General features: G+C 51.2%; 27 protein-coding genes and 1 pseudogene. 20 read left to right on the plus strand and 8 right to left on the minus strand.

From position 1 onward, the window contains the following. Positions 1 to 37: 37 nt before the first annotated feature. The 15 genes and pseudogenes from rpsE to rpsI form a co-directional block, all read left to right on the plus strand. Positions 38 to 535, plus strand: a pseudogene (rpsE, locus tag JMI88_RS23255) (30S ribosomal protein S5); the annotation flags it as partial. A 210-nt stretch (positions 536 to 745) separates the two neighbouring features. Beyond that, on the plus strand, positions 746 to 940 hold the full coding sequence (gene rpmD, locus JMI88_RS23260) for a 50S ribosomal protein L30 (RefSeq protein ID WP_126595689.1): 195 nt from the start codon (positions 746 to 748) through the stop codon (positions 938 to 940). Then, positions 927 to 1454: a 50S ribosomal protein L15 gene (rplO, locus tag JMI88_RS23265; protein ID WP_201364365.1), complete on the plus strand. Its 528-nt coding sequence runs from the start codon at positions 927 to 929 to the stop codon at positions 1452 to 1454. Before rpmD ends, rplO begins: the two co-directional genes overlap by 14 nt. Positions 1455 to 1557: 103 nt before the next feature. Then, on the plus strand, positions 1558 to 2886 hold the full coding sequence (gene secY, locus JMI88_RS23270; protein WP_201364366.1) for a preprotein translocase subunit SecY: 1329 nt from the start codon (positions 1558 to 1560) through the stop codon (positions 2884 to 2886). A gap of 134 nt (positions 2887 to 3020) precedes the next feature. Next, positions 3021 to 3677, plus strand: a complete 657-nt coding sequence (locus tag JMI88_RS23275) for an adenylate kinase (protein WP_201364367.1) — start codon at positions 3021 to 3023, stop codon at positions 3675 to 3677. Between the two features lie 479 nt (positions 3678 to 4156). Beyond that, entirely contained in the window at positions 4157 to 4375 is a 219-nt protein-coding gene (gene infA / locus JMI88_RS23280; RefSeq protein WP_126595685.1) for a translation initiation factor IF-1, read from the plus strand. Positions 4376 to 4645: 270 nt separating this feature from the next. Continuing rightward, the gene (gene rpmJ, locus JMI88_RS23285) at positions 4646 to 4762 is read left to right on the plus strand and encodes a 50S ribosomal protein L36 (protein ID WP_126549935.1); all 117 of its coding nucleotides are present in this window, start codon (positions 4646 to 4648) and stop codon (positions 4760 to 4762) included. 81 nt (positions 4763 to 4843) lie between these two features. Next, positions 4844 to 5227: a 30S ribosomal protein S13 gene (gene rpsM / locus JMI88_RS23290; protein ID WP_201364368.1), complete on the plus strand. Its 384-nt coding sequence runs from the start codon at positions 4844 to 4846 to the stop codon at positions 5225 to 5227. A gap of 21 nt (positions 5228 to 5248) precedes the next feature. Continuing rightward, positions 5249 to 5647, plus strand: a complete 399-nt coding sequence (rpsK, locus tag JMI88_RS23295; RefSeq protein ID WP_201364369.1) for a 30S ribosomal protein S11 — start codon at positions 5249 to 5251, stop codon at positions 5645 to 5647. Positions 5648 to 5678: 31 nt separating this feature from the next. Further along, positions 5679 to 6305, plus strand: coding sequence for a 30S ribosomal protein S4 (gene rpsD / locus JMI88_RS23300; protein WP_201364370.1), 627 nt, complete (start codon positions 5679 to 5681; stop codon positions 6303 to 6305). Positions 6306 to 6552: 247 nt separating this feature from the next. Then, on the plus strand, positions 6553 to 7533 hold the full coding sequence (locus JMI88_RS23305; RefSeq protein ID WP_201364371.1) for a DNA-directed RNA polymerase subunit alpha: 981 nt from the start codon (positions 6553 to 6555) through the stop codon (positions 7531 to 7533). 1 nt (position 7534) lies between these two features. Beyond that, a complete protein-coding gene (locus JMI88_RS23310; protein ID WP_308438857.1) occupies positions 7535 to 8161 on the plus strand; it encodes a bL17 family ribosomal protein in 627 nt (208 codons plus the stop codon). A 62-nt stretch (positions 8162 to 8223) separates the two neighbouring features. Continuing rightward, positions 8224 to 9018, plus strand: a complete 795-nt coding sequence (gene truA, locus JMI88_RS23315; protein ID WP_201364372.1) for a tRNA pseudouridine(38-40) synthase TruA — start codon at positions 8224 to 8226, stop codon at positions 9016 to 9018. Next, positions 9015 to 9485 (plus strand): 50S ribosomal protein L13, encoded by a 471-nt coding sequence (gene rplM / locus JMI88_RS23320; RefSeq protein ID WP_201364373.1) that lies wholly within the window; start codon positions 9015 to 9017, stop codon positions 9483 to 9485. The genes truA and rplM overlap by 4 nt, the downstream gene beginning before the upstream one ends. A 54-nt stretch (positions 9486 to 9539) precedes the next feature. After that, positions 9540 to 9917 (plus strand): 30S ribosomal protein S9, encoded by a 378-nt coding sequence (gene rpsI / locus JMI88_RS23325; protein ID WP_201364547.1) that lies wholly within the window; start codon positions 9540 to 9542, stop codon positions 9915 to 9917. Between the two features lie 202 nt (positions 9918 to 10119). Here the strand turns inward: rpsI and JMI88_RS23330 are convergent, their stop codons facing one another. Together JMI88_RS23330 and rocF are read right to left on the minus strand one after the other, a co-directional pair. Next, a complete protein-coding gene (locus JMI88_RS23330) occupies positions 10120 to 11058 on the minus strand; it encodes a branched-chain amino acid transaminase (RefSeq protein WP_201364374.1) in 939 nt (312 codons plus the stop codon). Positions 11059 to 11252: 194 nt separating this feature from the next. After that, a complete protein-coding gene (gene rocF, locus JMI88_RS23335) occupies positions 11253 to 12146 on the minus strand; it encodes an arginase (protein ID WP_201364548.1) in 894 nt (297 codons plus the stop codon). 574 nt (positions 12147 to 12720) lie between these two features. On the opposite strand from rocF, the gene JMI88_RS23340 reads away from it, so the two are divergent. Continuing rightward, positions 12721 to 13974 carry a Glu/Leu/Phe/Val family dehydrogenase gene (locus JMI88_RS23340; protein WP_201364375.1) on the plus strand — a complete coding sequence of 418 codons (1254 nt, stop codon included), beginning with the start codon at positions 12721 to 12723 and terminating at the stop codon, positions 13972 to 13974. Positions 13975 to 14142: 168 nt separating this feature from the next. Here JMI88_RS23340 and recJ read toward each other — a convergent pair whose 3' ends face one another. From recJ to rpsF, 6 genes are all read right to left on the minus strand, one after another. Beyond that, on the minus strand, positions 14143 to 16002 hold the full coding sequence (recJ, locus tag JMI88_RS23345; RefSeq protein WP_201364376.1) for a single-stranded-DNA-specific exonuclease RecJ: 1860 nt from the start codon (positions 16000 to 16002) through the stop codon (positions 14143 to 14145). 17 nt (positions 16003 to 16019) lie between these two features. Continuing rightward, positions 16020 to 17258: a radical SAM family heme chaperone HemW gene (hemW, locus tag JMI88_RS23350; RefSeq protein ID WP_201364377.1), complete on the minus strand. Its 1239-nt coding sequence runs from the start codon at positions 17256 to 17258 to the stop codon at positions 16020 to 16022. Between the two features lie 206 nt (positions 17259 to 17464). Next, positions 17465 to 18910, minus strand: coding sequence for a peptidylprolyl isomerase (locus JMI88_RS23355; RefSeq protein WP_201364378.1), 1446 nt, complete (start codon positions 18908 to 18910; stop codon positions 17465 to 17467). A 157-nt stretch (positions 18911 to 19067) separates the two neighbouring features. Continuing rightward, positions 19068 to 19346, minus strand: coding sequence for a 30S ribosomal protein S18 (rpsR, locus tag JMI88_RS23360; protein WP_126549923.1), 279 nt, complete (start codon positions 19344 to 19346; stop codon positions 19068 to 19070). 17 nt (positions 19347 to 19363) lie between these two features. After that, the gene (locus tag JMI88_RS23365; RefSeq protein WP_201364379.1) at positions 19364 to 19759 is read right to left on the minus strand and encodes a single-stranded DNA-binding protein; all 396 of its coding nucleotides are present in this window, start codon (positions 19757 to 19759) and stop codon (positions 19364 to 19366) included. A gap of 107 nt (positions 19760 to 19866) precedes the next feature. Then, entirely contained in the window at positions 19867 to 20439 is a 573-nt protein-coding gene (rpsF, locus tag JMI88_RS23370) for a 30S ribosomal protein S6 (protein ID WP_201364380.1), read from the minus strand. 573 nt (positions 20440 to 21012) lie between these two features. Between rpsF and JMI88_RS23375 the strand changes: the two genes are divergently transcribed. From JMI88_RS23375 to rplT, 4 genes are all read left to right on the plus strand, one after another. Then, positions 21013 to 22740 (plus strand): MptA/MptB family glycosyltransferase, encoded by a 1728-nt coding sequence (locus JMI88_RS23375; RefSeq protein ID WP_201364381.1) that lies wholly within the window; start codon positions 21013 to 21015, stop codon positions 22738 to 22740. Positions 22741 to 22821: 81 nt separating this feature from the next. Then, positions 22822 to 23214, plus strand: coding sequence for a hypothetical protein (locus JMI88_RS23380; RefSeq protein ID WP_201364382.1), 393 nt, complete (start codon positions 22822 to 22824; stop codon positions 23212 to 23214). Beyond that, positions 23196 to 23402: a 50S ribosomal protein L35 gene (gene rpmI / locus JMI88_RS23385; protein WP_201364383.1), complete on the plus strand. Its 207-nt coding sequence runs from the start codon at positions 23196 to 23198 to the stop codon at positions 23400 to 23402. The genes JMI88_RS23380 and rpmI overlap by 19 nt, the downstream gene beginning before the upstream one ends. A gap of 39 nt (positions 23403 to 23441) precedes the next feature. Continuing rightward, positions 23442 to 23801: a 50S ribosomal protein L20 gene (gene rplT / locus JMI88_RS23390; protein WP_201364384.1), complete on the plus strand. Its 360-nt coding sequence runs from the start codon at positions 23442 to 23444 to the stop codon at positions 23799 to 23801. Positions 23802 to 23814 lie beyond the last annotated feature (13 nt).

A 23814-nucleotide genomic window follows, 5' to 3' on the forward strand; every position in this document is an offset into this window, starting at 1 on the left:
AAGGCGCGCATGAATTTAGAGGAGTAAGACAGAAAAAATGGCAAGAATAGATGCTTCAAAACTGAACCTTGAAGAGACCGTGGTGGAAGTAAGCCGCGTCTCCAAGGTTGTGAAAGGCGGCCGACGGTTTAGCATTCGTGCTCTGGTTGTTGTTGGTGATCGCAATGGGCACGTGGGCTATGGCTTTGGTAAAGCCGGCGAATATACAGAGGCTATCCGTAAAGGTGTTGAGGATGCTAAGAAACACCTGGTGGAGGTCCCTCTGACTGGCACAACCATTCCTTTTGCCGTCAAATCAAACTTCGGCGCATCCGAAGTTCTGCTTAAGCCAGCCGCCCCTGGTACTGGCGTTATCGCTGGTGGTGCTGTGCGTGCGGTCATGGAAGCAGCTGGTGTCCGTGACATCCTGACCAAGACCCTGGGAAGCACCAACAAGGCGAACACCGTGCAGGCTTGTATCGTCGGCCTACGCGAGTTGCGCTCGGCTGATGCCGAGGCTGCCCGCCGTGGTAAAACTGTTGTCGAGCTTTTGGGCAAAAAACGTGCCGAGCAGCTGGCCGCAGCTACTGCAGCCGCCGCTGAACAGGCCGCAGCTGCCCGTGCTGCTCGCGAGGAAGAGATTCGTGAGAGCCGTGCGCTGGCCGGCCGCCGCGAACGTGGCGGTGACCGCCGTGGTGGAGATCGCGGTGGAGAGCGCCGCGGTGGCGGTGAGCGTGGCGATCGTCGCCGATAGGAGTTGGAGAAAATGGCAAAACTGCGTGTAAAATGGGTCAAAAGCTCTATCGGCTACCCAAAAGATCAGAAAGCAACGATTCAGGCTCTGGGCTTGCGTAAGCTACAGCATACTGTTGAGCATGATGATCAGCCCGCTGTGCGCGGCATGATCCGCAAGGTGAGCCACCTGGTTCAAGTAGAGGAGATTATCAGTGAAACTCTCTGATTTGCGACCCGCTCCCGGTTCTCACAAGGCAGAGCGCCGCGTTGGACGTGGTCACGGCTCCGGTCGCGGTAAGACCGCTGGTCGTGGCACAAAAGGACAGAAAGCACGCTCTGGTGGGCATGTCTACCGCTCATTCAATGGTGGTCAGACACGTCTCAACAAGCGTTTACCATTCGTTCGTGGTCTTGGCAACAGCACCGTTGCTTTCCGCGACGGATATACTATTATTAACGTTGTAGACCTCGAGTTGTTTGAGGGTGGTTCTCAGGTTCGTCCTGAGGATCTAGCAACCCAGGGACTGATAACCCCTGCCCAGAGCAAGGGCCTGATCAAAATCCTGGGCGATGGCGAAATCGATCGCGCCCTGACCGTGCATGCGCATAAGTTTTCTGCGACTGCCAAGGCCAAGATCGAAGCTGCCGGCGGTAGCGTGGAGATCATTCCAACGCGGGTCTATGAAAAGACAAAACGTCGTAAGGACGAAAACAAGGATACAGCTGAAGCTGCACAGTAGATATCAGCGCCAGGGGGAATAAAACTTCTCCCTGGCACCTTGTATCCCTTTCTACACGCTGTGCAATGACCTGTGTTTGCGTTCTTCGCAAAAGGAGGCTCCCATGTGGGAAAAGCTGCGTAGCATCTGGACAGTCCCTGATCTGCGCAAAAAGATCCTCTTCACGCTAGGTATGCTACTCTTATTCCGCATCCTGGCCCACATCAACGTTCCATTGTCGCCTACTGAGCAGAAGAGTCTGAATGATCTTTTTAACAAAGGCGATAATCCAGTTGGACAGCTGCTCGGCTTGCTTGATGTATTTTCCGGCGGATCTTTGCAGAACTTCTCTATCGTTGCTTTCTCTGTTTACCCCTATATTACTGCCACCATTGTGATGCAACTTTTGCAGCCAATCATTCCAGCGTTGCAGAATTTGTCTGCCCAGGGTGAAGCAGGCCGCCTGCGTTTCAGTCAGATTACACGTATCATTACGGTGCCTCTGGCGTTTCTCCAGGCTCTGGGACAATGCGCGCTCTTCCAGCAGGAAAAGGTGCTCACCAACTTCAGCCTGATTGATCCTCAGTATGCGTTGCAGTCGTTTGCGATCGTGGCATCCTTGATTACCGGTACGATGGTTCTGGTCTGGCTCGGTGAGCTGATTACTGAAAAAGGTATCGGCAATGGTATTTCGATTATCATTCTGGCCAATATCCTCAGTAACCTGCCCAAGTATGTGCAGCAGGGTATCACCGCCGCGCAGTCTGGTGGTAGTGGCACTGTTGTCAGCCTTGGCGTGTTCGCGATTATCGGCATAATCACTATTCTGGGTATCGTCTACATTTACCTGGGACAGAGGCGTGTTCCTGTTCAGTATCCAACCAAGCGTAACGTTGGCCGCAACATGATGGTTGGGTCTGCGCAGACCACATATATTCCTATGCAGATCAATAGCGCGGGTATGATACCTCTCATTTTCGCGTCATCGATGCTGCTCTTCCCAACGGTCATTGCTCGTTATCTGAGCACAAGTACTACGCCCTGGATCAAGAACGTTGCCCTCTGGGTCTCGGTTAATCTGATCAATCCCACTGAGTGGTGGTATTGGGTCTTTAACTTCTTGCTGGTTGTAGCCTTCACATATTTTTACGCATATGTGTTGTGGCAGCAGCAGAATATCCCAGAGAACTTGCAGAAACAGGGTGCGTTCATCCCGGGCTATCGTCCGGGCGAACCGACCAGTCGTTATCTGTTGAATATCCTGAATCGTATCACCCTGGCAGGAGCCTTATTCCTCGGAGTGATTACGGTTTTGCCGTTCGTCGCTCGTGTGGGTGGGAATCAGATGCTGGGTGCGGCCGCGCTTCTGATCGCTGTTGGCGTCGTGCTCGACACGGTCCGGCAGCTGGAATCCCAAATGGTGATGCGTAACTATTCAGGTTTTCTTTCCTAGACAAGGGGTCTAAAGGTGGCTGTTTCACTGGTTTCCCTTGAATGCCTATTGTTTGTGGGGGAATGCGACGGTGCATTTCCTCTTAGGGGGAAGTGCAGTGTTGCACTTCTTCACATTTCCTGCGGAGGAAAATCGTGAATATTATCCTTATAGGTGCACAGGGATCGGGGAAGGGGACGCAGGCCGAACGCCTGGCGCAAGCCCTGGGTATGCACCATGTTTCAAGTGGTGACCTGTTTCGTAAAGAGTCTGAAGCTGGCACTGAGTTTGGTAAACAGGCTCAAGCCTACTTCGATCGTGGTGAATTAGTTCCTGATGATTTAACAGTGGCTATGGTGTTGAAACATATTTCAGATGATAAATATGTACGCGACGGAGTCCTCCTGGACGGTTTTCCTCGAACTATTGCACAGGCGAAAGCACTTGATCAAGGATTGTCACGTGTTGGTCGGTCTATAGATTGTAGCCTTTATCTCGAAGTGCCGCGTGAAGAGCTGCTTCACCGTCTGTCGGGTCGCTACATTTGTCGGGCCCATCAACATGTGTATAATATTGAAACGAATCCTCCAAAGAAGCCAGGCGTTTGCGACCTGGATGGAAGCGAGTTGTATCAACGGGCCGATGATCAGGGCGACGCGATACAAAAACGGTTAGACATTTTCTTTAATGAAACCATCCATGTGCTGGATTATTATAAGCAGCAGCATAAGCTGAAAACTGTGAATGGTAATCAGGACATTGAGAAGGTATCACAAAGTCTTATTGATGCTGTTCAAGGTTGTCATAAATAAGAGCGAGACCGGTAATGGACGGTGGCAAAAGATAGTTTCTTTTTGCTGCCGCCCTTTCCATTCTCTCGCATATATTATCAACTATGTTATGTAGGGCCAGAAGATTTATAATGCTGATGGCTATCCTGGCGGAAACTAGGCAGTGCTACGCAACCCTGGGCCTGGGAGCAGGGGCACAAACGTTTCGGACTACTCCGGTTACCAGTCTTGAGTTGCTACGTCTATTAAAGAAGGTAGATGCGGAAGTGCCACGGGCCGGGAATCAAAAAAATAATTCCCACTCGACACCTCAGAGAAAGTATGCTATAATTCGTAGTTGGCTGCAGCAGTAACTACTGCTGCCCTTTTGTACTTTCAAGCGCATTGAAACTGCAGTATAATCCGCAGATGCTCGTGCAATGGCTGCTGTACGAAGCATAACTGGTACAAATATATGCAGGAAATAGCGAATTTAGTCCCGCCGCTAGGGAAAGGATGTTATGCCAAAAAAGGATGAAATTGAGGTTGAGGGAAAAGTGTTGGAGTCCCTCCCCAATGCCATGTTTAAAGTAGAGATTGATGAAAACCACCAGGTTCTGGCTGTCCTATCGGGTCGTATGCGTATGAACTTCATACGTATCGTACCAGGTGATAAGGTTAGGATTGTGCTGTCCCCCTATGACCTGACACGAGGGCGCATAACATGGCGTGCGCGATGATGAGGCCTCTGGCTGGCTGGTGTGCCGATCCGTCCGTTCGGATTTGAGCACGCGCCCATCATTGTTCCTTTTCTCCTATCGGTATCTTTTCGGTACATTGGCCGGATAAGTAGGAAACATGTTGTGTCCGTTTTATGTGGTTCTTTACTTCCGTCCTTCATTGTCTGGTTCGTAAAGCGAGCTGTAGAGTGCTGTGAGTTTCTCGGCCTGGTTGTGACCAGCAATGGTAATCAATGTGAATTTTTATGTCAAACATGAGGAGAGGCAGACATGAAAGTAAGCGCCTCAGTTAAACCGCGCTGTGATAGCTGCAAAATCATTCGCCGCAAGCGTGTGGTCATGGTTATTTGTAGCAAAGATCCAAAACATAAACAGAAACAGGGCTAATCAGGGGTTTTGATTTTCAATGCTTCGTTTTGTTTCTTGCGCACGAAACTTGAAAATTGAAACGTAAAGCTGGAGGAAAAGATGGCAAGAATCGCCGGCGTAGACATTCCGCGAGAAAAGCGTGTGGAAATTTCGCTGTGCTATATCTATGGTATTGGGCTGACAACCAGCCGCAAGATCCTGGAGCGTACACGCATTAATCCAGATACACGGGTAAAGAACCTGACCGAAGAAGAAGTCAATCGTCTCCGTGAAGTTATCGATCGCGAATATAAAGTTGAAGGCGACCTGCGCCGTGAAGTTGATATGAATATCAAACGGCTGATCGAGATCAACTGCTATCGTGGTATGCGCCACCGTCGTAACCTGCCGGTGCGTGGGCAACGCACACGTACAAATGCGCGTACACGCCGTGGTCCAAAACGTACGGTTGCTGGCAAGAAGAAAGCTGCAGCGAAGAAGTAACGCAGGAGAGAGATTGTAAAAATGGCAGACAAAAAGAAACCAACCGGCAAAGTCAGGCGGCGTGAACGGAAATCTGTTCCCCGTGGGCAGGCTCATATTCAGGCAACATTTAACAATACGATTGTGACCCTCACCGACCCTAACGGAAATGTACTTTCCTGGGGAAGCGCTGGTGGTCAGGGCTTCAAAGGCTCCCGTAAGAGCACCCCCTATGCTGCTCAGGTGACTGCGGAAACCGCAGCTCGCAAAGCGATGGAGCATGGCCTGCGACAGATTGATGTCTTTGTAAAAGGCCCGGGCTCTGGCCGTGAGGCAGCGATCCGCTCTTTGCAAGCAGCTGGCCTCTCAGTCACTTCAATTACAGATGTTACACCTATTCCGCACAACGGTTGCCGACCGCCCAAGCGTCGTCGTGTATAGCCGGACTGATCGGTGAGGAGGATAGAACTAGATGGCACGTTATACCGGTCCCGTCTGCAAGCTGTGCAGACGTGAAGGGGTAAAACTTTTCTTAAAAGGCGATAAGTGCATTACAAATTGCACACTGGAGCGCCGCAATACACGTCCTGGCCAGCATGGTACCAGCCGCGCTCGTAAAGAGTCCGGGTACGCCAAGCAGCTGCGTGAGAAGCAGCGTGTACGTCGCACATATGGGGTGTTGGAGCGCCAGTTTGTAAAACACTTCGGTGCCGCCGCCAACCGCCCTGGCAAAACAAGCGAGAATCTCTTACAGATTCTGGAAATGCGTTTAGATAACCTGGTTTATCGCCTTGGTCTGGCCGACTCTCGCGCCCAGGCACGGCAACTGGTAAATCATGGTCACTTCGCCGTTAATGGCCGCAAGACTGATATTCCATCTTTCATTGCCAAGCCAAACGACGTCATCACTGTCCGCGAGCGCAGCAAAGGCCTTGAGTACTTCAAAGCACGTTCGTTGATGCTGGCTCAGAAGGGTGTTCCTAGCTGGTTAAGCTTAAGCATCAATGATCTGTCGGGCCGTGTAATTACCATACCCTCACGAGCGGATCTTGAGCTGCCCTTCGATGAGCAGATGGTGGTTGAGTATTATCAACGATAATAGGTTGAGTCGGCGGAGACTTCATGGCACACGCCCGCGCTCTTTGCTTGTACGACAATGGGCAAGATGCCAAGTGTCGCTGGCATGTGTGTTAGAAGGGTTAGGTCCGTGCCTGGGCGATCCTATAATGGGTCGCATCAGGGCGAAGAACTCTTGGACTACCAGCGTTCTGGCCTCTGTCTCCCTGGCTATTTAGGTCATGTGAGCATTACTGAACCTGGTAGAAAAAGAAAGGCAGGTTAGAACCTTGCTAGATATTGCACTACCTCGCATAAAGAACACAAAAACTCAGGGTAATTATGCGAGTTATGATATAGAGCCGTTAGAGGCTGGGTATGGTATGACCCTGGGCAATTCGTTGCGGCGTGTATTGCTGTCTTCGTTGCCCGGTGCGGCTGTCACCTCTATTCGGATCGAGGGTGTGCAACACGAGTTCCAGGACGTCCCTAACGTGATGGAAGATGTGACCGATATTGTGTTGAATGTCAAACGTCTTCGCCTACGCTCCTTCTCGGACCATCCCGTTTCGATGCGTCTGGAAGTGAGCGGTGAGCGCGAGGTGACTGCGGCCGATATCATTGCTCCCAGCACGGTAGAGATTGTTAATCCTGAATTACATATTGCAACACTCGACAATGACAATGCTCGCCTCGATATGGAGCTGGTCGTTGAGACTGGTAGAGGCTATGTTCCTGCCGACTCAAAAGAGGATCAGCCTATTGGGGTAATTCCGGTCGATGCGATCTACACGCCTGTGCAGAAGGTAAATTATACTGTTGAGCACACGCGTGTGGGACAGATGACTAATTTCGATAAAATTGTTCTTGAAATTACGACGGATGGTACGATTACGCCTGATGAGGCGTTGCGTCAAAGTGCGGATATTCTGGTGCGGCATTTTACTCTGCTCGCCAATTATCGCGCTCAGGTGCCTGAGATTGAACATGCACCTTTGAGCAGCCTGCCCATCCCACAGAAGATTTATGACACACCGATCGAAGAACTTGATCTCTCGGTGCGCGCTTACAATTGTTTGAAGCGTAGCAATATTACGAAGGTTGGTCAGGTCCTCTCGATGAATGAGGAAGATCTTCTGGGTGTACGCAATTTCGGTGAGAAGAGTTTGCAGGAGCTGCGTGAGCGCCTACTTGCACGAAACTTCCTGCCTAATCCGCGCACGAGCACCGTCGGAGCCGATTTGGACGGCGATCACGAAATGGAGGAATGAGTTGAGGCACCGAATTGCCGGCAACCGTATGAATATGCCAGAGCCGCGTCGGCGGTCTGCGCGTCGTAACTTGATGGCAGGTCTCATCCGTTATGATCGTATTCAGACCACTGAAGCACGCGCGCGCGCGATCCGTGGTGAAGCTGAAAAGTTGATTTCTGTGGCGGTTAAGGGTCGCGAAGAGGCCCGCAAGCACCTGGCTGCAGTGGTATCTAATGAAGAGCAGGCGACCAAAATTCTGGAGTTCGCACGCAAGGGCCGTTTCTCGTTGAAGCAGAGTGTGGCTTCGAATGAGGAGCGCGCGAAGCAGCAGAAGGCTCCTTTGACTGATAAGGGTCGCAAATTTCAGGAAGACAAGCTGAAAGCACGCCGCGAAGAGCTGCTGGCTATTTTCCCCAATGAGGGAGAGGCTGAGAAAGCTTTGAAGGCTGCTTATGAGTCAATGGTGATTGAGCTGCATGCTCGCCGCCAGATCTTGAGCTCCCTGCCTGATGAGCTGGTCGTCAAAAAGATGTTTGAAGATCTGGCTCCTCGTTATCTCGGTCGTCCTGGTGGCTATACCCGTATTACGAAGCTTGGCCGCCGTAAAGGTGACGCTGCTGAAATTGCGCAGATCGCCCTGGTATAGGGATACAGGTAGCGCGGAACCTGGTTTAGCGCGTCTATCCCTGTAACATTGAACATTAACGTATGAACATTGCTTGTGGTATTGAGTATGATGGCACCGATTTCCGCGGCTTCCAGCGTCAGGCTGTGAGCCATGGCCCTACGGTGCAGGGGGCCCTGGAGAGCGCGATTGCCCGCGTCTCCGATGGAGCCTTTTCTGTGGTCAATGGTGCGGGACGTACCGATGCTGGTGTGCATGCAAGTGGTCAGGTGATAACTTTCTCTACTCACTTGCAGCGCGAGCCCGCGGTATGGTTGCGTGCGTTGAATGCCGTTTTGCCCTCTACTGTAGCGGTACGTTGGGTACGCATGGTTCCCGAACGGTTCCATGCTCGTTTCAGTGCTGTGAGTCGTTCTTATCGCTATACGATCTGGAACGCCCCTGCGCCGACAGCCCTGCATGCCAGATATAGCTATCATTGCCCAAAGGCTGTGGATGTTGACCTGATGAATCAGGCCTGCCAGGCATTACTGGGTAGCAAGGATTTTGGAGCCTTCGGGCATAGCCCCCTTGTCTCTAATCCGCTGAAGCCAGGACCACATTCCTGTGTTCGTACAATGTTAGAAGCGCGTTGCACACGCCCAGAGGCAAACGAACTCATTTATTGTGACTTTACTGCCAATGCCTTTCTCACGGGGCAAGTTCGTAGAATGGTTGGCACGCTACTGTTGGTGGGACAGAAACGCCTCTGTCTTGAAGAATTTTTTGAAATTGTGCAACGCGCGGAGAAGACGCATCCTGGTTCAGCGGCCCCCTCTCATGGGCTGTGCCTGGTACGGGTTGATTATCCTGAGAAGTTTGGAGTAAACGAACGATGATGAAGACATATAGCGCCAAGGCCGCTGATCTGCAACCTAGTTGGTATGTCATCGATGCCGAGGGGCAGGTGCTGGGTCGCCTGGCGACGCAGATCGCGCATATCTTGCGCGGTAAGCATAAACCTACTTTCACACCACACCTCAATAGCGGGGATTTTGTGGTTGTGATCAATGCCGATAAGATTGCAGTGACCGGCAATCGCCTGGATCAAAAGGTCTACTATCGCCATTCACAGTATCCTGGCGGTTTGAAGAAGACCACTTTGCGCCAGACTTTGGAAGGTAAACATCCAGAGCGTGCGCTTGAGCATGCCGTGCGCGGTATGGTGATGCACAATCGCCTGGGCACCCGGGTGATGTCTCGCCTGAAGATCTATGCTGGTCCTACCCACCCACACGAGGCTCAGAAGCCTGTGATCTGGACGGGTCCAGAGGCGTTGTTGAAGCAGTCTACTGCGGCAAAATAAAGAAGAGGAGAACCTACCTTGGCTGACACCCCCAAAGGTGAATACTACTACGGTATGGGACGGCGCAAGACGGCTGTTGCTCGCGTGCGCCTCTTCCCAGGCGGCGATGGTAGCATCACCATCAATGGCAAAACTGCCCCTAACTATTTCGGGCAGCGTGATACACATCTGGCGGCAGTGGCTGCACCTCTGCGCGTGCTGGATTTGAGCAATTCTTCTTATACCCTGACCGTTCGTGTAGTCGGTGGTGGCGCTAGCGGTCAGGCCGGCGCTATTCGTCATGGCCTGGCTCGTGCCCTGGTACGCTTGAATCCTGATTTCAAGCTGGCCCTGCGCAAAGCTGGCTATCTGACCCGCGACCCACGCATGAAGGAAAGAAAGAAACCTGGTTTGAAACGCGCTCGTAAGGCTCCACAGTATACGAAGCGTTAATATCCGGGTGGCGACCCTGTGTCGCTTCTGTGGGTATACAACAAAAAGAGCTCCTGCTAGGATCTTCCAGCAGGAGCTCTTTTTGTGTTGCCGCCTGCGGCGGCGGAGAGGGAGGAGAGGGAAGTTGGGGCACAGCCCCAAACCCCCGGCAGAGGGCTCACCGCCCTCTGCACTCCCGCTTTTGCGTGGGCTTTACCACAATTTACTTTTGAGAAGCCGTGATTCCAGTGTAGACGGGGGTGCACCAGTCGAGATATTTGCTGTTGCGACCACGGACGATGTCGAAGTAGAGGTCCTGGAGCTTCTGCCCCAAAGGACCGATGGCTCCGTTGCCAACGGGATTGTGGTCTACTTCAATGACTGGCGCGATCTGAGCTCCTGTGCCACAGAGGAAGATCTCGTCTGCGGTATAGAGCTCTGTACGGTCGATCTGGCGCTCACGTACGTTGATGCCGAGCTCTTTTTGGGCCAGCTGGATGATGGTGTCACGGGTGATGCCCAGCAGAATATTCTCTGAAGGAGCCGGGGTGATCAATTCACCGTTCTGGAATAGGAAGATGTTTTCTGCGCTTCCTTCGGAGACGTGGCCTTCATGGTTGAGCATGATGGCTTCGTCGAAGCCGTTCTGGATGGCTTCCGTTTTGGCGAAGGCGGCGTTGACATAGCTACCACAGATCTTGGCGCGGGCCGGGATTGCGTTGTCGTCGATACGACGCCAGGAAGAGACGCCACAGCGCAGGCCACCGATTTCGACATAATTACCCATTGGCTCAGATGTAAGAATGTAGTCATCGTTAAGGCCGTGCAGGCGTACGCCGATAATCTCGTCGCTCTTGTAGGCTACAGGGCGTTGATAGACATCCTGACGCTGCTCGTTCCGCCTGACCAGGTCTACACTGTGCTCAATGAGTTGTTCAACTGTATAAGGCAGATTGATACGCATAATTTTACAGGAACGGTGCAGGCGCTCATAATGTTCGCGCAGACGAAACAGGTGAACCTGTTGCTGCTCTTCATTCCAATAGCCCCGAATACCTTCAAACACTCCTGTGCCATAGGCAAAAGCGTGACTGCGTACAGAAATAAAACCACGCTCGGTCGGAATGTACTCACCATTCATATAGAGTATTTTTGCATCCATAATTTTTGTGGATAAGCCGCACTGCTGCTACTTATCGCCTCCTCCTTTTTCCATAGTGTGATAGTGTATTGAGGTTATATATACCTCTATTAGCTATAAAAGGTATACATAACCTCAGGGATATATGTCTACAACGTACCAGAACAGACTCTGGAAACATTACTGGTGTTTGAAGAACATGAATCAAGAAAAATTTATAGGATTTTTTTGCCCAGAGCCGAGAGCGTTAGCTCTACTGCCAGCTGGGCCGTGGTATTCTCACGGTCCAGAATGGAATTCACCTCTACCACATCCATAGAGACCATGCGCTGGGTTTCAGCGATCATTTCCATGGCGAAGTGGGCTTCGCGGTAGCTGAGTCCGCCACGCACAGGTGTACCGACGCCCGGGGCTTCACGTGGATCAAGCGAATCCATGTCCAGGCTTAAATGGATCGGACCATTGTTTGCTCCCGCGATTTCGATGGCCTGCTGCATGACATAGGAAATGCCACGGCGGTCAAGGTCTGACATGGTGAAGACGTGGATGTTGTGCTTACGCAGGAGTTCTTGCTCTCCGGTATCCAGGTCGCGGGCTCCTACGATGACAATCTTGTTTTTATCAATTTTGGGGGCCCAGCCGCCAACATTGACCAGGTGTTCGTTGCCGATACCAGCCAGCGCGGCCAGAATCATACCGTGAATATTGCCTGATGGTGTGGTTCCTTCCACATTGAAGTCGGCATGAGCATCGACCCAGATGACGCCGACGTCTTTATGGACGCGGGCAACTCCACTGATCGATCCCAGGGACATACTGTGGTCACCACCCAGGATTAAAGGGAATTCCTCTGACTGTAGAGCGTCGCTCACCATGTCAGATAGTTCTACTGCCAGATTGGTAATGGGCTCCAGATATTTTAGACGAGGATTGCCGGTTGGCTGATTCTCGGGTAATGGAATGTTAATATTACCAACGTCATTGACGCTGTGGCCAAGGCGGTGGAGCTGGTCGATCAGACCAGCATAACGGATCGCGCGGGGACCGATGTCGACCCCACGTCTATCTGCGCCCAGATCGATGGGGGCGCCAATTACACGGATACGCATAGGAAAAATTTCACCTCTGTTCGCCATTGAACGTTGACGATACTGTTCGCTAATGAAATAATACACACCCCCTCCTTGCGGTAGCACGGAAGGTGTTCTTTTCTTTTCATTATATGCACTGCTATGGAGTTTGTCTACGGACCCCCTATTCAGTCTGTTGGGTTTTCCTGTTCTCCCAGTAGAAATAAATTTTGCATGTATCTTTCAAAAGAAAGACATGACACATATGTCTCATGACTTGATCATATTTGAGGATTGGTGATATACTGAATGTTATATAGATCATATAGCGAGCCCGCCCACAATGGGCGGGTTTTCCCATTGATACTATATTAGCATTCAATCGGATAAACGTAGCCGTTTGGGAGGCACATTGGTCTTCTAGAATATCATATGCAGCAATGTATACGCTGTGGCGGCCAGGAGGGCCGCGAAGGTGCGACGTTTTATGATTGTTTGTTAACACATGTAATTGTCTGGAAATAAACATGTGGAAAGTGGGAAGCAAAGAGGCTTTTCGTGCAGCGTAGCAGCTTGACCGCAAGAGGTCAGGTCCGAGGAGGTTCCTTTTATCATGGTTGTCGATGTTATTAGTCCGTATACCGTTGCCGTGGCTCAGTTTGATGAGGCAGCAGAGCGGCTCGGTTTATCCCAATCAATGCGTAATGTTTTGCGCGCCCCCAAACGTGAACTCATTGTTAATTTTCCTGTTCGTTTGGATAACGGGGACGTGCAAATGTTTACGGGTTATCGTGTCCAACATAACATCAATCGTGGTCCGGCCAAGGGCGGTATTCGGTTTAGCCCCGAAGTTTCACTCGATGAAGTGCGTGCCCTGGCAATGTGGATGACCTGGAAATGTGCTGTGGTGGATATTCCTTTTGGTGGAGCTAAGGGTGGCGTCATCTGTGATCCACATCAAATGTCTCGCGGTGAGCTTGAGCGTATGAGTCGCCGTTATGCTACCGAGATTTCGATTTTGATGGGACCCAATAGCGATATCCCGGCTCCCGATATGAATACCAACCCTCAAGTTATGGCCTGGATGATGGATACCTATTCGATGCATCAAGGCTATTCTGTACCCGCTGCTATTACTGGTAAACCTCTGGCTATTGGTGGAAGTGAAGGGCGGTTGGACGCTACGGCTCGTGGCGTGCAGGTAGTCACAAGGGCGGCTATGCGCCACCTGGGTATGTCCCCCGAACGTTCTTCTGTCGTCATCCAGGGTTTCGGCAATGTCGGCGGAATTACCGCGCGTCTCTTACACGAAATGGGCTGTAAGATAGTTGGTTTGAGTGATATCAGCGGTGGTGTTTACAATCCTCAAGGTATCGATGTCCCAACGGCAATGCGTTTCTCGCGCGAGCATGGCAGTTTACGTGGTATGCCTGGTACTGAACCAGTCACTAACCGCGAGTTGCTAGAACTTCCCTGCGATATTCTGATCCCTGCTGCTCTTGAAAATCAATTGACCAAAGACAATGCCGACCATGTGCAGGCACGCCTGATTGTTGAGGCTGCCAATGGCCCAACCACCAATGAGGCCGACCACATCTTGAACGATAATGGTGTGCTGATCGTGCCAGATATTCTGGCCAATGCCGGCGGCGTTACCGTCAGTTACTTTGAATGGGTGCAGGATCTACAACATTTCTTCTGGTCTGAAAATGAAATTAATCAGCGCCTTGAATCGATCATGACACGTTCTTTTGATGCTGTGCTTGAGAAGTCAACCAACCAGGAGACGAATCTGCGCATGGGTGCCTACTTGTTGGCGGTCAGTCGTGTTGCAGAGGCAACTGAGTTGCGTGGCATTTACCCGTAGCATAGTGTAGTAGTAGTGCATTTTTCTCTACTTGAAAATTTGTGTAGTGTTCTGCAACATGAAATATTCACATTAATGTTTTCTTGTATGTCCATTTAGAACATGTCATATGAAACAAATCGGAGGACCATCTAACAGGTCCTCCGATTTATTTATGTCGGGGATTACTCAGCGTTCGTCGTATAGTGGTTCTGCATCCAGGATTTTCAGCCAGGTTTCGGGCTTGTCGTCGTCTTCCGATGAGTTAAGGCGAAAGATAATATTGACGGCTTGAATGTTTTTGAAGCGTTGGATTTCGGCAGCTCCCCGTGTATAGGTGCCGCGCAATACCTGCTCATACCTGGTAGGATGCTGTGATCCAGCCTGATTGTTCTCTTGCCTGGCGAAGCCGAAACGGAACGACAAGTTCTGGCGATTAGGGCCGCTGGTGCGTACATCTAGCAGGTTGACCTTCTCCATTTTGAAGACAGGCTCAGGATTGCCCGCTCCAAATGGTCCTAGCTGGCGTAGCGCTTTATAGGCGTCGTAGTTCAGAAATCTGGCTTTCGTAATCGTCAGATCTACCATGCGGGGCATAAAAGTAGGAGCCGTTTCGCTACTTTCTTGTTCGGTCACGATTCCGGTGGGATCTGGCAGATCGGTGCCTTCGATTAAGGCCGGATTGGCCGGTCCGCCGTTTTCCTGCCAGCGAAACAGATGTTCACGCAGTTGTTCAATGCGTTTACTGAGAATGGTGAATCCGGCAGCCTGGGCGTGTCCTCCGTAGCGTTCCAGATAGGAGGCGAAGTTGCGCAGCGCTTCGATGATATTAAAGCCTTTCTGGCTGCGGGCCGAGCCACGGCTCAAACCGGTAGCAGGATCATTGCTCAGCACCAGGACCGGCTTACTGAGTTCTTCGGCCAGTTTGCCAGCGACCAGGCCGATAATACCTTCGTGCCAGTCATCGCCGTCTACCATGACAACCGCATGATCTGGATTGCTGGCGGCTTGTTCCCGCACATTGCGCATCAGCGTTTCTGTCTCTTGCTGGCGCTGGATGTTTAACTGCCGCAACTCCTCGGCGATCTTATCGGCCTCTTCTGGATCATCTGTAACCAGCAGTTCAAAGGCGATGCTGGCCTCTTTCATACGTCCGGCGGCATTAATGCACGGAGCAATCCCAAAGGCAATGTCGCGCTCACGTATTTTTCCAGGTTGTAGATTGGCATTGCGGATCAACGCTTTGAGCCCTGGCTTATTGGTCTCGTTCAGGTGTTGTAGTCCCAGGCGCACATAGATATGGTTCTCACCCAGCAAAGGGGCAATATCTGCGATGGTCCCTATGGCGACCAGGTCCAGGAGTGCCAGTTCATCCTCCACAGGGCGATTATAAGACCGATAGAGGGCCTGTGTGAGCTTGAAGGCTATTCCTACCCCACAAAGATAACGCTCGCCGTATTGGCAGTCTGGACGCCATGGATTGACCATTGCATAGGCCTGTGGTCGTTCCGCTGGTGGATGGTGATGATCCGTAATAATGACATCGATGCCTGCTTGCCTGGCATATTCTACCTGTTCGACATCTGAACTGGCGCAATCGGTGGTGATGATTAGCTGTGTGCCACGCGCTTTAAGCGTATCCAGGGCAGTTACGTTCAATCCACAGCCATCTTTCAGCCGATGGGGAATATGATAGTCAAGGATGGCGTTGGGCTGCTTCAGCAGGCGCAGGGCGCGGTAGAGTAGCGCGGATGAGGTGACTCCATCTGCATCGTAATCGCCATAGACCGTAATATGTTCTTGCTGGTCGAGAGCCTGCCGGATGCGGGCGACGGCACGAGGCATGTCGATCAATGTGAAGGGATCACGGGTCTCTTGATACGAGGCGTGGATGAAGTTATCCATCTCTTCTACGGTTTTGAGTCCACGATTATACAGTAACTGCGCCTGAATTGCTGTGATGCTAGCGGCCTCTGCGGCACGAAAAAGTGTGGCGTCTAGCTGGGGATAGACCTCCCATGCGCTCGATAGGTGAGATGATAATTCCAAGTATCTATTCCTCTTGCTTACTCTGGCAACAGGCGTAAAAAGACCTCATTGCCGAGGAGGCGTCCACGCGCGCTCAAGCGCAGCCAACCATCCTCATGTTCTAATAGGCCAGCCTCTTCTACAAGCTGTAATCGATCACCAACAAAGCGTGAGAATGGTATGCCGAAGCGCTCCTCAAAGGTGGGCAGATGCAATCCCATTGCGGTGCGCAAGCCCAGAAATGCCGTTTCAGACATGGCCTGTGCCGGTCCAACCTCTTCGCTTTCAACGGTTGGTAGACGATGTGTTTTGATAATTTTGATATATTCAGCTGGCTCACGCTCATTGGAGAAGCGGCGTCCGGCAAAACTAGAGGCGGCTCCGGTCCCCATGCCAATGTATGGAAGATTCTGCCAGTAAGTCAGGTTGTGGCGACTATGATATCCAGGCAGCGACCAGTTAGAAATTTCATAGTTCACATAACCGGCCTGGCGCAACAGCTCGTCCGCATACTCATACATATCGGCGCATAGGTCCTCATCGCCGGGAGTAATACTGCCGTCATTTACCCAATCCTGAAAAGGTGTTCCCTCTTCAACGATCAATGAATACAGCGACAGATGTTCCGGACGCAATTCTAGGGCGCGCTCCAGTGTTTCTTGCCAGTGCTGCATAGTTTGACCGGGCAGACCAAACATAAAATCTACGTTGATGGATGTGAAACCGGCTGCCCGTGCATACTGGACCGCCTGGACGATTTCTTTTGGTGTGTGGATACGTCCCAGCGTCTTGAGCAATTGAGCATCAAAGCTCTGGGCACCCATGCTCAAACGGTTGATGCCAGCCTTGCGTATACCGCTCAACTGCTCTTGATTGAGGGTGCCAGGATTGGCCTCCATCGTAATTTCTGCATCGACATCGACGGCAAAGGATTGGAAGCAGGCCTGGAGCAGGCGTGTAATCTGATTGACATTGAGCAGACTGGGGGTGCCGCCACCCAGAAAGATGGTGCGCGAGCGGCGCTTACGACCGTCCTCATGCCGGGCCATGGTGCCAGCCATCTCGATTTCTTGTAGCAGAGCGCGCACATACGGTTCACGCAGAGGGAGTATACCAGCAAACGTATTGAAGTCGCAATAATGGCAACGCGTATGACAAAACGGTATATGGAGATAGAGAGAGGCTGTCTCCAGCAAATCTTGAATCGGTTCAGTTGCTTGTAACAGTGATGGTGGTAATTGAAGTTTCGATTGTGTATTGGTTTCCATAAGCGTCATGGATGCTGTTTAATCCCTTATTGTGCGCCGCCGCTAGCGGCCTAAAGAAGTAAAGAGAATACAGAGGTTTATAAATTGTTCCGATTGCGGAACTATGCGTTCTACAATCGGAAATGCAGGGACGGAGCCCTGTGCCTTCCCATTTGCTGGCGATCGCCAGCAAATGGGAAGGTTTTGTCTTACTACAATAACATGGCTACGACTTTTTAGCCCTGGGTACCACCAGGAGCACCACCAGGAGCGCCGCCAGGAGTGTTCTGTCCGGGAGGTGAGGCCGGGATCCAGGATGGCATGTTCGAGGCATCGAACAGCTTGTTGCTATCTGGTTCTGAAAACTGCGTTCCTTTGACTTTCTGGGTCTCGATCCAATATTTTAACGCGTTATCCTTCAGCGCTTTTAGCTTGGCAGCGTCAACCGCTCGTGAAGGATCTGAGGTTTCGTATTGGAGGACGTGGAATGTTCCATTTTCTTTCAATACGGGGCTGAACTCATTGTCTTTACGCCCGGGGTCCATCAGCCAATCATCGACTGTCGCGGCAATATTGGAGCCATCATCCAGCATATATTGGCCAGGCGCCAGCCAGCCGAGCTCGCCACCTTTGGACTTGGTGTTGTTGTCCAGTGATTTCTGCGAGGCCAGTGTATGGAAATCAGCACCGGCTTTTAGCTGGCTGAGGATGGAATTGGCATCTTTCTCTGTTGCCACTGTAATTGCGCGCGCACTAACCTGGCGTTCGGGTGAAGTGATTAACGAGGCCAGATAGTTTTGCATATTATCGCGGCGTAGCTTGAGCGTCATCATCGATTGGATATCGCTATCGCTAACATTGGAGTCGCTCAGAAACTTGCTATAGGATTTGCCTGCGGGCAAGTTAGCCTTCAGATCATCGAGCGCTTTGGTCACAGCACTGCTGCTCGGGTTGATCTTATTCTGGAGATCAGGACCTTGCTGGCTGAGCCAGTTACGAATCACAATATCTTCCTGTAACCACTGCGCGCTGGTTGTGCCAATCTGGGATTGGGTGAAGAGCTGCTCTTGCACGGTTTCTTGCTGCGAGAGGCTACTGTACTGGTTATCATAGCCCTGCTTGATCTTCGTGGCATCGGCCTGCTTGGCTTGGGCTGCATCCAACTGCTTCTGGAGGTCGGGGCGCTGGCTAGAATTGGCTGGCAATGCTTTGAGCTGTTTGGTCAAATCATCCACAGACTTGGTGGCCGCATCTATCGTTTTCTGCTCATTAAGAGATTTTGTGTGAGCATCATCGGTCTGGGCGCGTAAACCATTTTTTCCTTTGATCTGATTCTCGCTCAATTGTCCTTGCAGGGCGACGAGCTTATGATAATCAGATTGGGGAATAGATTGACCATTGACTGAGGCAACAGGCTGATTGGGAATAACGACATTCAGATTGATCCAATAGCCAACAAATACGACAATGACAATTGCGACGATGAGGCCAATAAATGACCAGACAGCCAGCCGTTGCAACTGGGTCTTTTCTGCTTTTGTGAGGTGGCCTCCCCAGCCAAAAATAAGAGGTTGGCCGTCACGACGAGCCTCGACGTGCGCCGTTTGTTTTGTATATTGTTTGGTTTGGGCAGAACGCGTTGGTCGCTTATTATCAGGCCGACGCGCCGTTTGATTTTTCATCAAAACCTCCAACGTGGAAATCCCAGACTTGTGCCATCAGGGAATTATCCACCATGTCGAGCAGGTCGGACCCCTGAAGTAACTGGAAGAGAAGTTTGTGGCTTTCTTTTCCAGTTACTTCATTTATCAGCTACAAGCCGGGAAGTAACAATGGTTATTACATCCCACGCATATGTTCTGCAGTGTAGGGGAGCAGGGCCATAAAGCGGGCCTGCTTGATTGCAGTGCTCAAACCACGCTGATGCTTGGCGCAAGTGCCCGTCTTACGGCGGGGCTCGATCTTTCCGCGATCGGAAATGTATCGCTTCATGAAGCGGCTTGCATCTTTGTAGTCGATTTCTCGTACGTGGTCGTGGCAAAATTGACAAATTTTGCGGCGAGATGAGCGCTCGCCACGCTCGCGTCGCTCACGACGTGGACCTGATGGTCTCTGCATCAGTCTTTCTCCTTCATTTAGAAGGGGTGATCATCCAATTCTCCAAGGTCATCGGGGCCACCATAATCAGGACCCGAACTACTGGGCTGCTGACTCTTTGGTGTAAGCATTTCCATTTCGTTGATGATCACATCGATGGCAGTGCGGGGCGTACCTTCTTTATCAGTGTACTTGCGCTGCTCAAGGCGACCCTCAACATATACTTTCTGGCCCTTTTTCAGGTAGTTGTTACACGTCTCCGCCAATTGATTCCAGGCAACGATATTAAACCAATCGGTTTCGCGCTCACCGCTGGCAGATTTGCCATAGCGGCGTGTCACGGCCAGCGTGAACTTCGTCACGGCGGTACCGTTTTGTGTGTAGCTCATTTCAGGATCGCGTCCCAGATTCCCAATGAGTATAATCTTGTTCATGACTCAAAATCCTTTCGACGTGTGATACCACCCCAATTTGACATTATGAAGACAGATGAATGCACCCAAACGTCTCTTCTTTGTGCTTAGTTCGCTGGCCGGCGTAACTAGGCTTCGATATGCTCTTCGCTGTTCTCGGCACTGGGTTCGGCAACGGCGCTTTCCTCTGCTGGAGCCTCTTCAGTTGTTCCTTCGGCTGAAGTTGCTACTGGAGCCTCTTCGGTTGCCTCGGCTGAAGTTGCTGCTGGAGCCTCTTCGGTTGCCTCGGCTGAAGTTGCTGCTGGAGCCTCTTCAGTTGTTCCTTCGGCTGGAACCTCTTCGGTTGCCTCGGGAGCAGCTGCAGCGGCAGCGGCACGGGCCTCGCGCTCTTCGCGCTCTTTCTGAACAGCCTTTGGATCGCGTTTGCGAACCATCTCGCGGAGAACAATCTCCGAAACTTTCAGAGTACGTTCGATATCGCTCACGGTCTCAGGAGTCAGAACCATGTCAATGAAAACATAGAATCCATCGCGGTGGCGCTCAATAGGGTATGCCAGACGGCGACGCCCCCACTGATTAACCTTTACAATTTGACCGCCATGATTAGCGACGATCTGCTCGATACGATCCAGTACGGAACGTGTCTCCTCTTCGCTGGCTTCAGGATTGAAAATTACGCCAAGTTCGTAATCTCGACTCACGAAGCCACCTCCTTCCTGTGGGTATGCTGCTGGTCAGATAGAATTCTGCCAGAGCAGGTGGAGCACCAACACTTTGTTGATGCTAAACTCAGATGCCGCTGATGTATAGGGTATCTATATTATGCGGCCTCGTTACAAAATCGCCCCTCGATAAAGTGGGCAGTAGTGATGTCTTCCGTTTCGACGGCAGGCTGAATGAGCATGTTCATTATATGGATATGTAACAGACTCGGTAACCTGTGGAAGCCATCAATACCACGCATTATAGCACTGATCTCCATGCCTGACAATAGAGTTGCGGTAACACACAATGTTTACTTCTCTATCTTCCTATTCTTTCTATACTCCGGAAAATTGGAAAAGCGGAAGGTCTGTTATGTTTCTCCAGCCATACTCTCCTTTATTGACAGGTTGTGCATAATAGCTCATACTAATGCTAGTATATACTCCGCGCAGAAGCATTGCCTCCGGCAACGGAGCGGCGGTGCCGCTATCCCCAAATGTCTCGATGGCTCGTTCCGTAATTAATAAAAGGAGCGCAGCCGATCCTTTTTATTCAAAGGAGCAGCGTTTATGTCTGCTATTGATACCTATGCTATCTATCCTGTGCGCGGTGGGGCTTTACGGAAGCAGTTGAGGGTGAGGCGCTCAACCTTATTCATGCTCATCGTGTTAGGAGTGGGCCTGGAAATCGGTTATCTGGTGCTCTATCCCTGGCTAGCTGGTCGGGGTGCACAGGCTGATCCGCTGCGTCGGGCCTGGGAGGGATTTCTCCCCATGTTGGCGACGCTCTATCAACGCCTGGACTGGTTCTCTTATGTGTCTACTTTTTCCTGGCCAGCGTTTTTCTATGGCTACCTTTTTCCACTGCTGATACTGCTAGGTTTATTACTGTTTGGACTCTGGCTGGCGGTCGCTGTGGGCAATCGCGCTGGCAGAATAATTCTGCAAAATGCTTCTTTTTATCTGCGGCCCATCTTTGGAACAGTGTTTTTTCTGAGTGTCATGCTGGGCATTACCATGGTGATTGCCCCGATACATTTGCATGAACTGACGCGCACCATGTTGCAATCGGGCCTCTATGGAAAAATGGTTGAAACCTATCATCTCAATCCATATATAGCTCATACTACTGTGTTATCGCATGACTTACTACAATTGCTTATTGAACAACTACCCAAAAATCTATCTGAGGTGCCCTCTACTACTGGTCCGGTCTGGATGGATATCAGCATTCTCATCGCTCTACTGGGACATGCCGATCCTGCGCGTATCATCCTTGGCTGGCGTGTACTGGCCCTGGTGGCGCATCTATTAAATGTAGGTCTACTCTGGTCTTTAACGTCTGAACAGAAGCCGCTACAGCGCATTTCTGCTACTCTGTTCTATGCCTGGAATCCGTTGGTGCTTTTGCTGGGCATTGCCTTCGTGCATCCAGAGATGCTGATGATCACCTTTATGCTGCTTTCGCTCCTGAGTTTTCAGCGTCGCACTATCCTGCTCGGCTGGGTATTCGCCCTGCTGGCCTCCCTGATCAGCCTTTCCGGTCTGATACTTTTGCCTCTCCTATTTCTGTATGCTATCCGACGCGCATGGTTGTCTGGTTGTGCCTTATTGTTTCTCTCTGTATTGGGCATACTTGGTATTACAGCGCTGGTGCTCTTTCTGGCCTATGTTCCATACTGGCAAGATTGGGGTGTCACAGGTATCCTGGTTGGCATTAGAGACGTCTTCTGGCAGAGAAATGCTATCAACTCGCTTGACGCGGCTGTGCTTGGCATGCCCGTCCATCTGCCAGCAAACATGCGTAGTTGGTTCCTGGCACAAAACTGGTCGGAAGCAGCCCTACTCATTATGTGTCTCTATGTGTTTATTGCTATATGGTTTACTGATACATTTGAAGCATTATTACAATGGAGTGGTGGATTATTACTATTATGGATCTTCTTACAGCCCATCTACTGGCCCTGGTATCTCATGTTGCCGCTAACTGTTATCAGCATCACCACCAGCCGTAGAGAAATCCTTATCATGTTCCTACTACTAATAGGGGCTCTCATCAGCTACTACTTCTGGCAATGGTCGCATGTCTGGGAAGGGCAGGCCCTGGTCACAATCGGCGTTCCATGCCTCATATGGGGTTGGGCCCTCTTCTTCTACGCCACCTGGCAAATGACTCACGGCGACTGGCGAGACGGCGGCCAACTCATAGACGAAGACAGCCGGCCCCAAAAACTCCAACGCCCGCCCTGGTTCTCCCGCCCCAACTGGCGCTCCCGCCCCCTGCGCACTCACCGCTAGCAGGCAAGCGGGGGCGTAGGGCAGCAAAGGTGGCGTAAAGCCCACCTCGAAGGAGGGATCTGCTGGAAGGTGCGCCGAAAAATGTACCCGACCCTCAAAAAATCATTAAGGAGTGCCGAAAAATGTGCCTCGGCACATTTTTCGGCACTCCTTAATAAAAATGGACGGGCGCTGCGCGCCCGTCCACCAGCAAGCGCCGCAGGCAAAAAACAAATAAATATCCTCTTGCCTCCAGAGGATGGGTATGCTATAATGCATCCCGCATGCGGGGACTTTCTTGAAAAAGGCCTCTCTTCGCCTTTGATAGAATTGCTGATAAGATTGAAGGGTTCAATCTCCATCTACTCACTTTCTCCTGGTGAAAATATGTACTCCACACTGTACATCAACAGGAAAGCTCATGGTAGAAAACAGGAAATTAGATTTTACCCCGCCGCTAAAGGAAAGAAAGAGCTATGCCAAAGCAGAAGTTAAAAACAAACAAAGCCATGGCCAAGCGCGTCAAAGTGACCGCTGGCGGTAAAGTTTTGCGTCGTAAAATCGCGCTTAACCACTTGCGCCGTAACAAATCCCCTCAGGCTATTCGTTCAATGGACAAAATGTTTGAGCTGAAACCAGCCGACACACGTCGTTTGAAGCGCCTGCTTCCCTACGCTTTCTAATTGTACAAGAACGAAATTCAAAAAGGATAAGGACAGAATATGCCAAGGGTAAAACGTGGAGTAACCTCCCATCAGAAGCACAAAAAAGTATTCCAGCTTGCTGAAGGACATCGTGGAACGCGCCGTAATGTGTTCCGCCCCGCTCATGAGTCGGTTATGCGCTCAATGGCGTACATGTATCGCGACCGCCGCAACCGCAAACGCGACATGCGCCGCCTGTGGATTGTCCGCATCAATGCTGCCGCTCGCATGCATGGTATTAGCTATAGCCAGCTGATGCATGCCCTGCGCGTCGCACAAATCGACGTTGACCGCAAGATTCTGGCCGCAATGGCTGTCAACGATCTGGGTGCCTTCGGCACACTGGTGAAAACAGCTCTGGACGCAGCTAAAGCGTAATATAATTTCATAC

Source organism: Dictyobacter formicarum, assembly GCF_016587435.1.

Bases quoted from the DNA above. Each gene is read 5' to 3' on its own strand.
- rpmD (WP_126595689.1), top strand. From the start codon at position 746: ATGGCAAAACTGCGTGTAAAATGGGTCAAAAGCTCTATCGGCTACCCA.
- secY (WP_201364366.1), top strand. From the start codon at position 1,558: ATGTGGGAAAAGCTGCGTAGCATCTGGACAGTCCCTGATCTGCGCAAA.
- infA (WP_126595685.1), top strand. From the start codon at position 4,157: ATGCCAAAAAAGGATGAAATTGAGGTTGAGGGAAAAGTGTTGGAGTCC.
- rpmJ (WP_126549935.1), top strand. From the start codon at position 4,646: ATGAAAGTAAGCGCCTCAGTTAAACCGCGCTGTGATAGCTGCAAAATC.
- rpsM (WP_201364368.1), top strand. From the start codon at position 4,844: ATGGCAAGAATCGCCGGCGTAGACATTCCGCGAGAAAAGCGTGTGGAA.
- rpsK (WP_201364369.1), top strand. From the start codon at position 5,249: ATGGCAGACAAAAAGAAACCAACCGGCAAAGTCAGGCGGCGTGAACGG.
- rpsD (WP_201364370.1), top strand. From the start codon at position 5,679: ATGGCACGTTATACCGGTCCCGTCTGCAAGCTGTGCAGACGTGAAGGG.
- truA (WP_201364372.1), top strand. From the start codon at position 8,224: ATGAACATTGCTTGTGGTATTGAGTATGATGGCACCGATTTCCGCGGC.
- rplM (WP_201364373.1), top strand. From the start codon at position 9,015: ATGATGAAGACATATAGCGCCAAGGCCGCTGATCTGCAACCTAGTTGG.
- rpsI (WP_201364547.1), top strand. From the start codon at position 9,540: ATGGGACGGCGCAAGACGGCTGTTGCTCGCGTGCGCCTCTTCCCAGGC.
- JMI88_RS23330 (WP_201364374.1), bottom strand. From the start codon at position 11,058: ATGGATGCAAAAATACTCTATATGAATGGTGAGTACATTCCGACCGAG.
- rocF (WP_201364548.1), bottom strand. From the start codon at position 12,146: ATGCGTATCCGTGTAATTGGCGCCCCCATCGATCTGGGCGCAGATAGA.
- JMI88_RS23340 (WP_201364375.1), top strand. From the start codon at position 12,721: ATGGTTGTCGATGTTATTAGTCCGTATACCGTTGCCGTGGCTCAGTTT.
- hemW (WP_201364377.1), bottom strand. From the start codon at position 17,258: ATGACGCTTATGGAAACCAATACACAATCGAAACTTCAATTACCACCA.
- JMI88_RS23355 (WP_201364378.1), bottom strand. From the start codon at position 18,910: ATGAAAAATCAAACGGCGCGTCGGCCTGATAATAAGCGACCAACGCGT.
- rpsR (WP_126549923.1), bottom strand. From the start codon at position 19,346: ATGCAGAGACCATCAGGTCCACGTCGTGAGCGACGCGAGCGTGGCGAG.
- JMI88_RS23365 (WP_201364379.1), bottom strand. From the start codon at position 19,759: ATGAACAAGATTATACTCATTGGGAATCTGGGACGCGATCCTGAAATG.
- JMI88_RS23375 (WP_201364381.1), top strand. From the start codon at position 21,013: ATGTCTGCTATTGATACCTATGCTATCTATCCTGTGCGCGGTGGGGCT.
- JMI88_RS23380 (WP_201364382.1), top strand. From the start codon at position 22,822: ATGTACCCGACCCTCAAAAAATCATTAAGGAGTGCCGAAAAATGTGCC.
- rpmI (WP_201364383.1), top strand. From the start codon at position 23,196: ATGCCAAAGCAGAAGTTAAAAACAAACAAAGCCATGGCCAAGCGCGTC.
- rplT (WP_201364384.1), top strand. From the start codon at position 23,442: ATGCCAAGGGTAAAACGTGGAGTAACCTCCCATCAGAAGCACAAAAAA.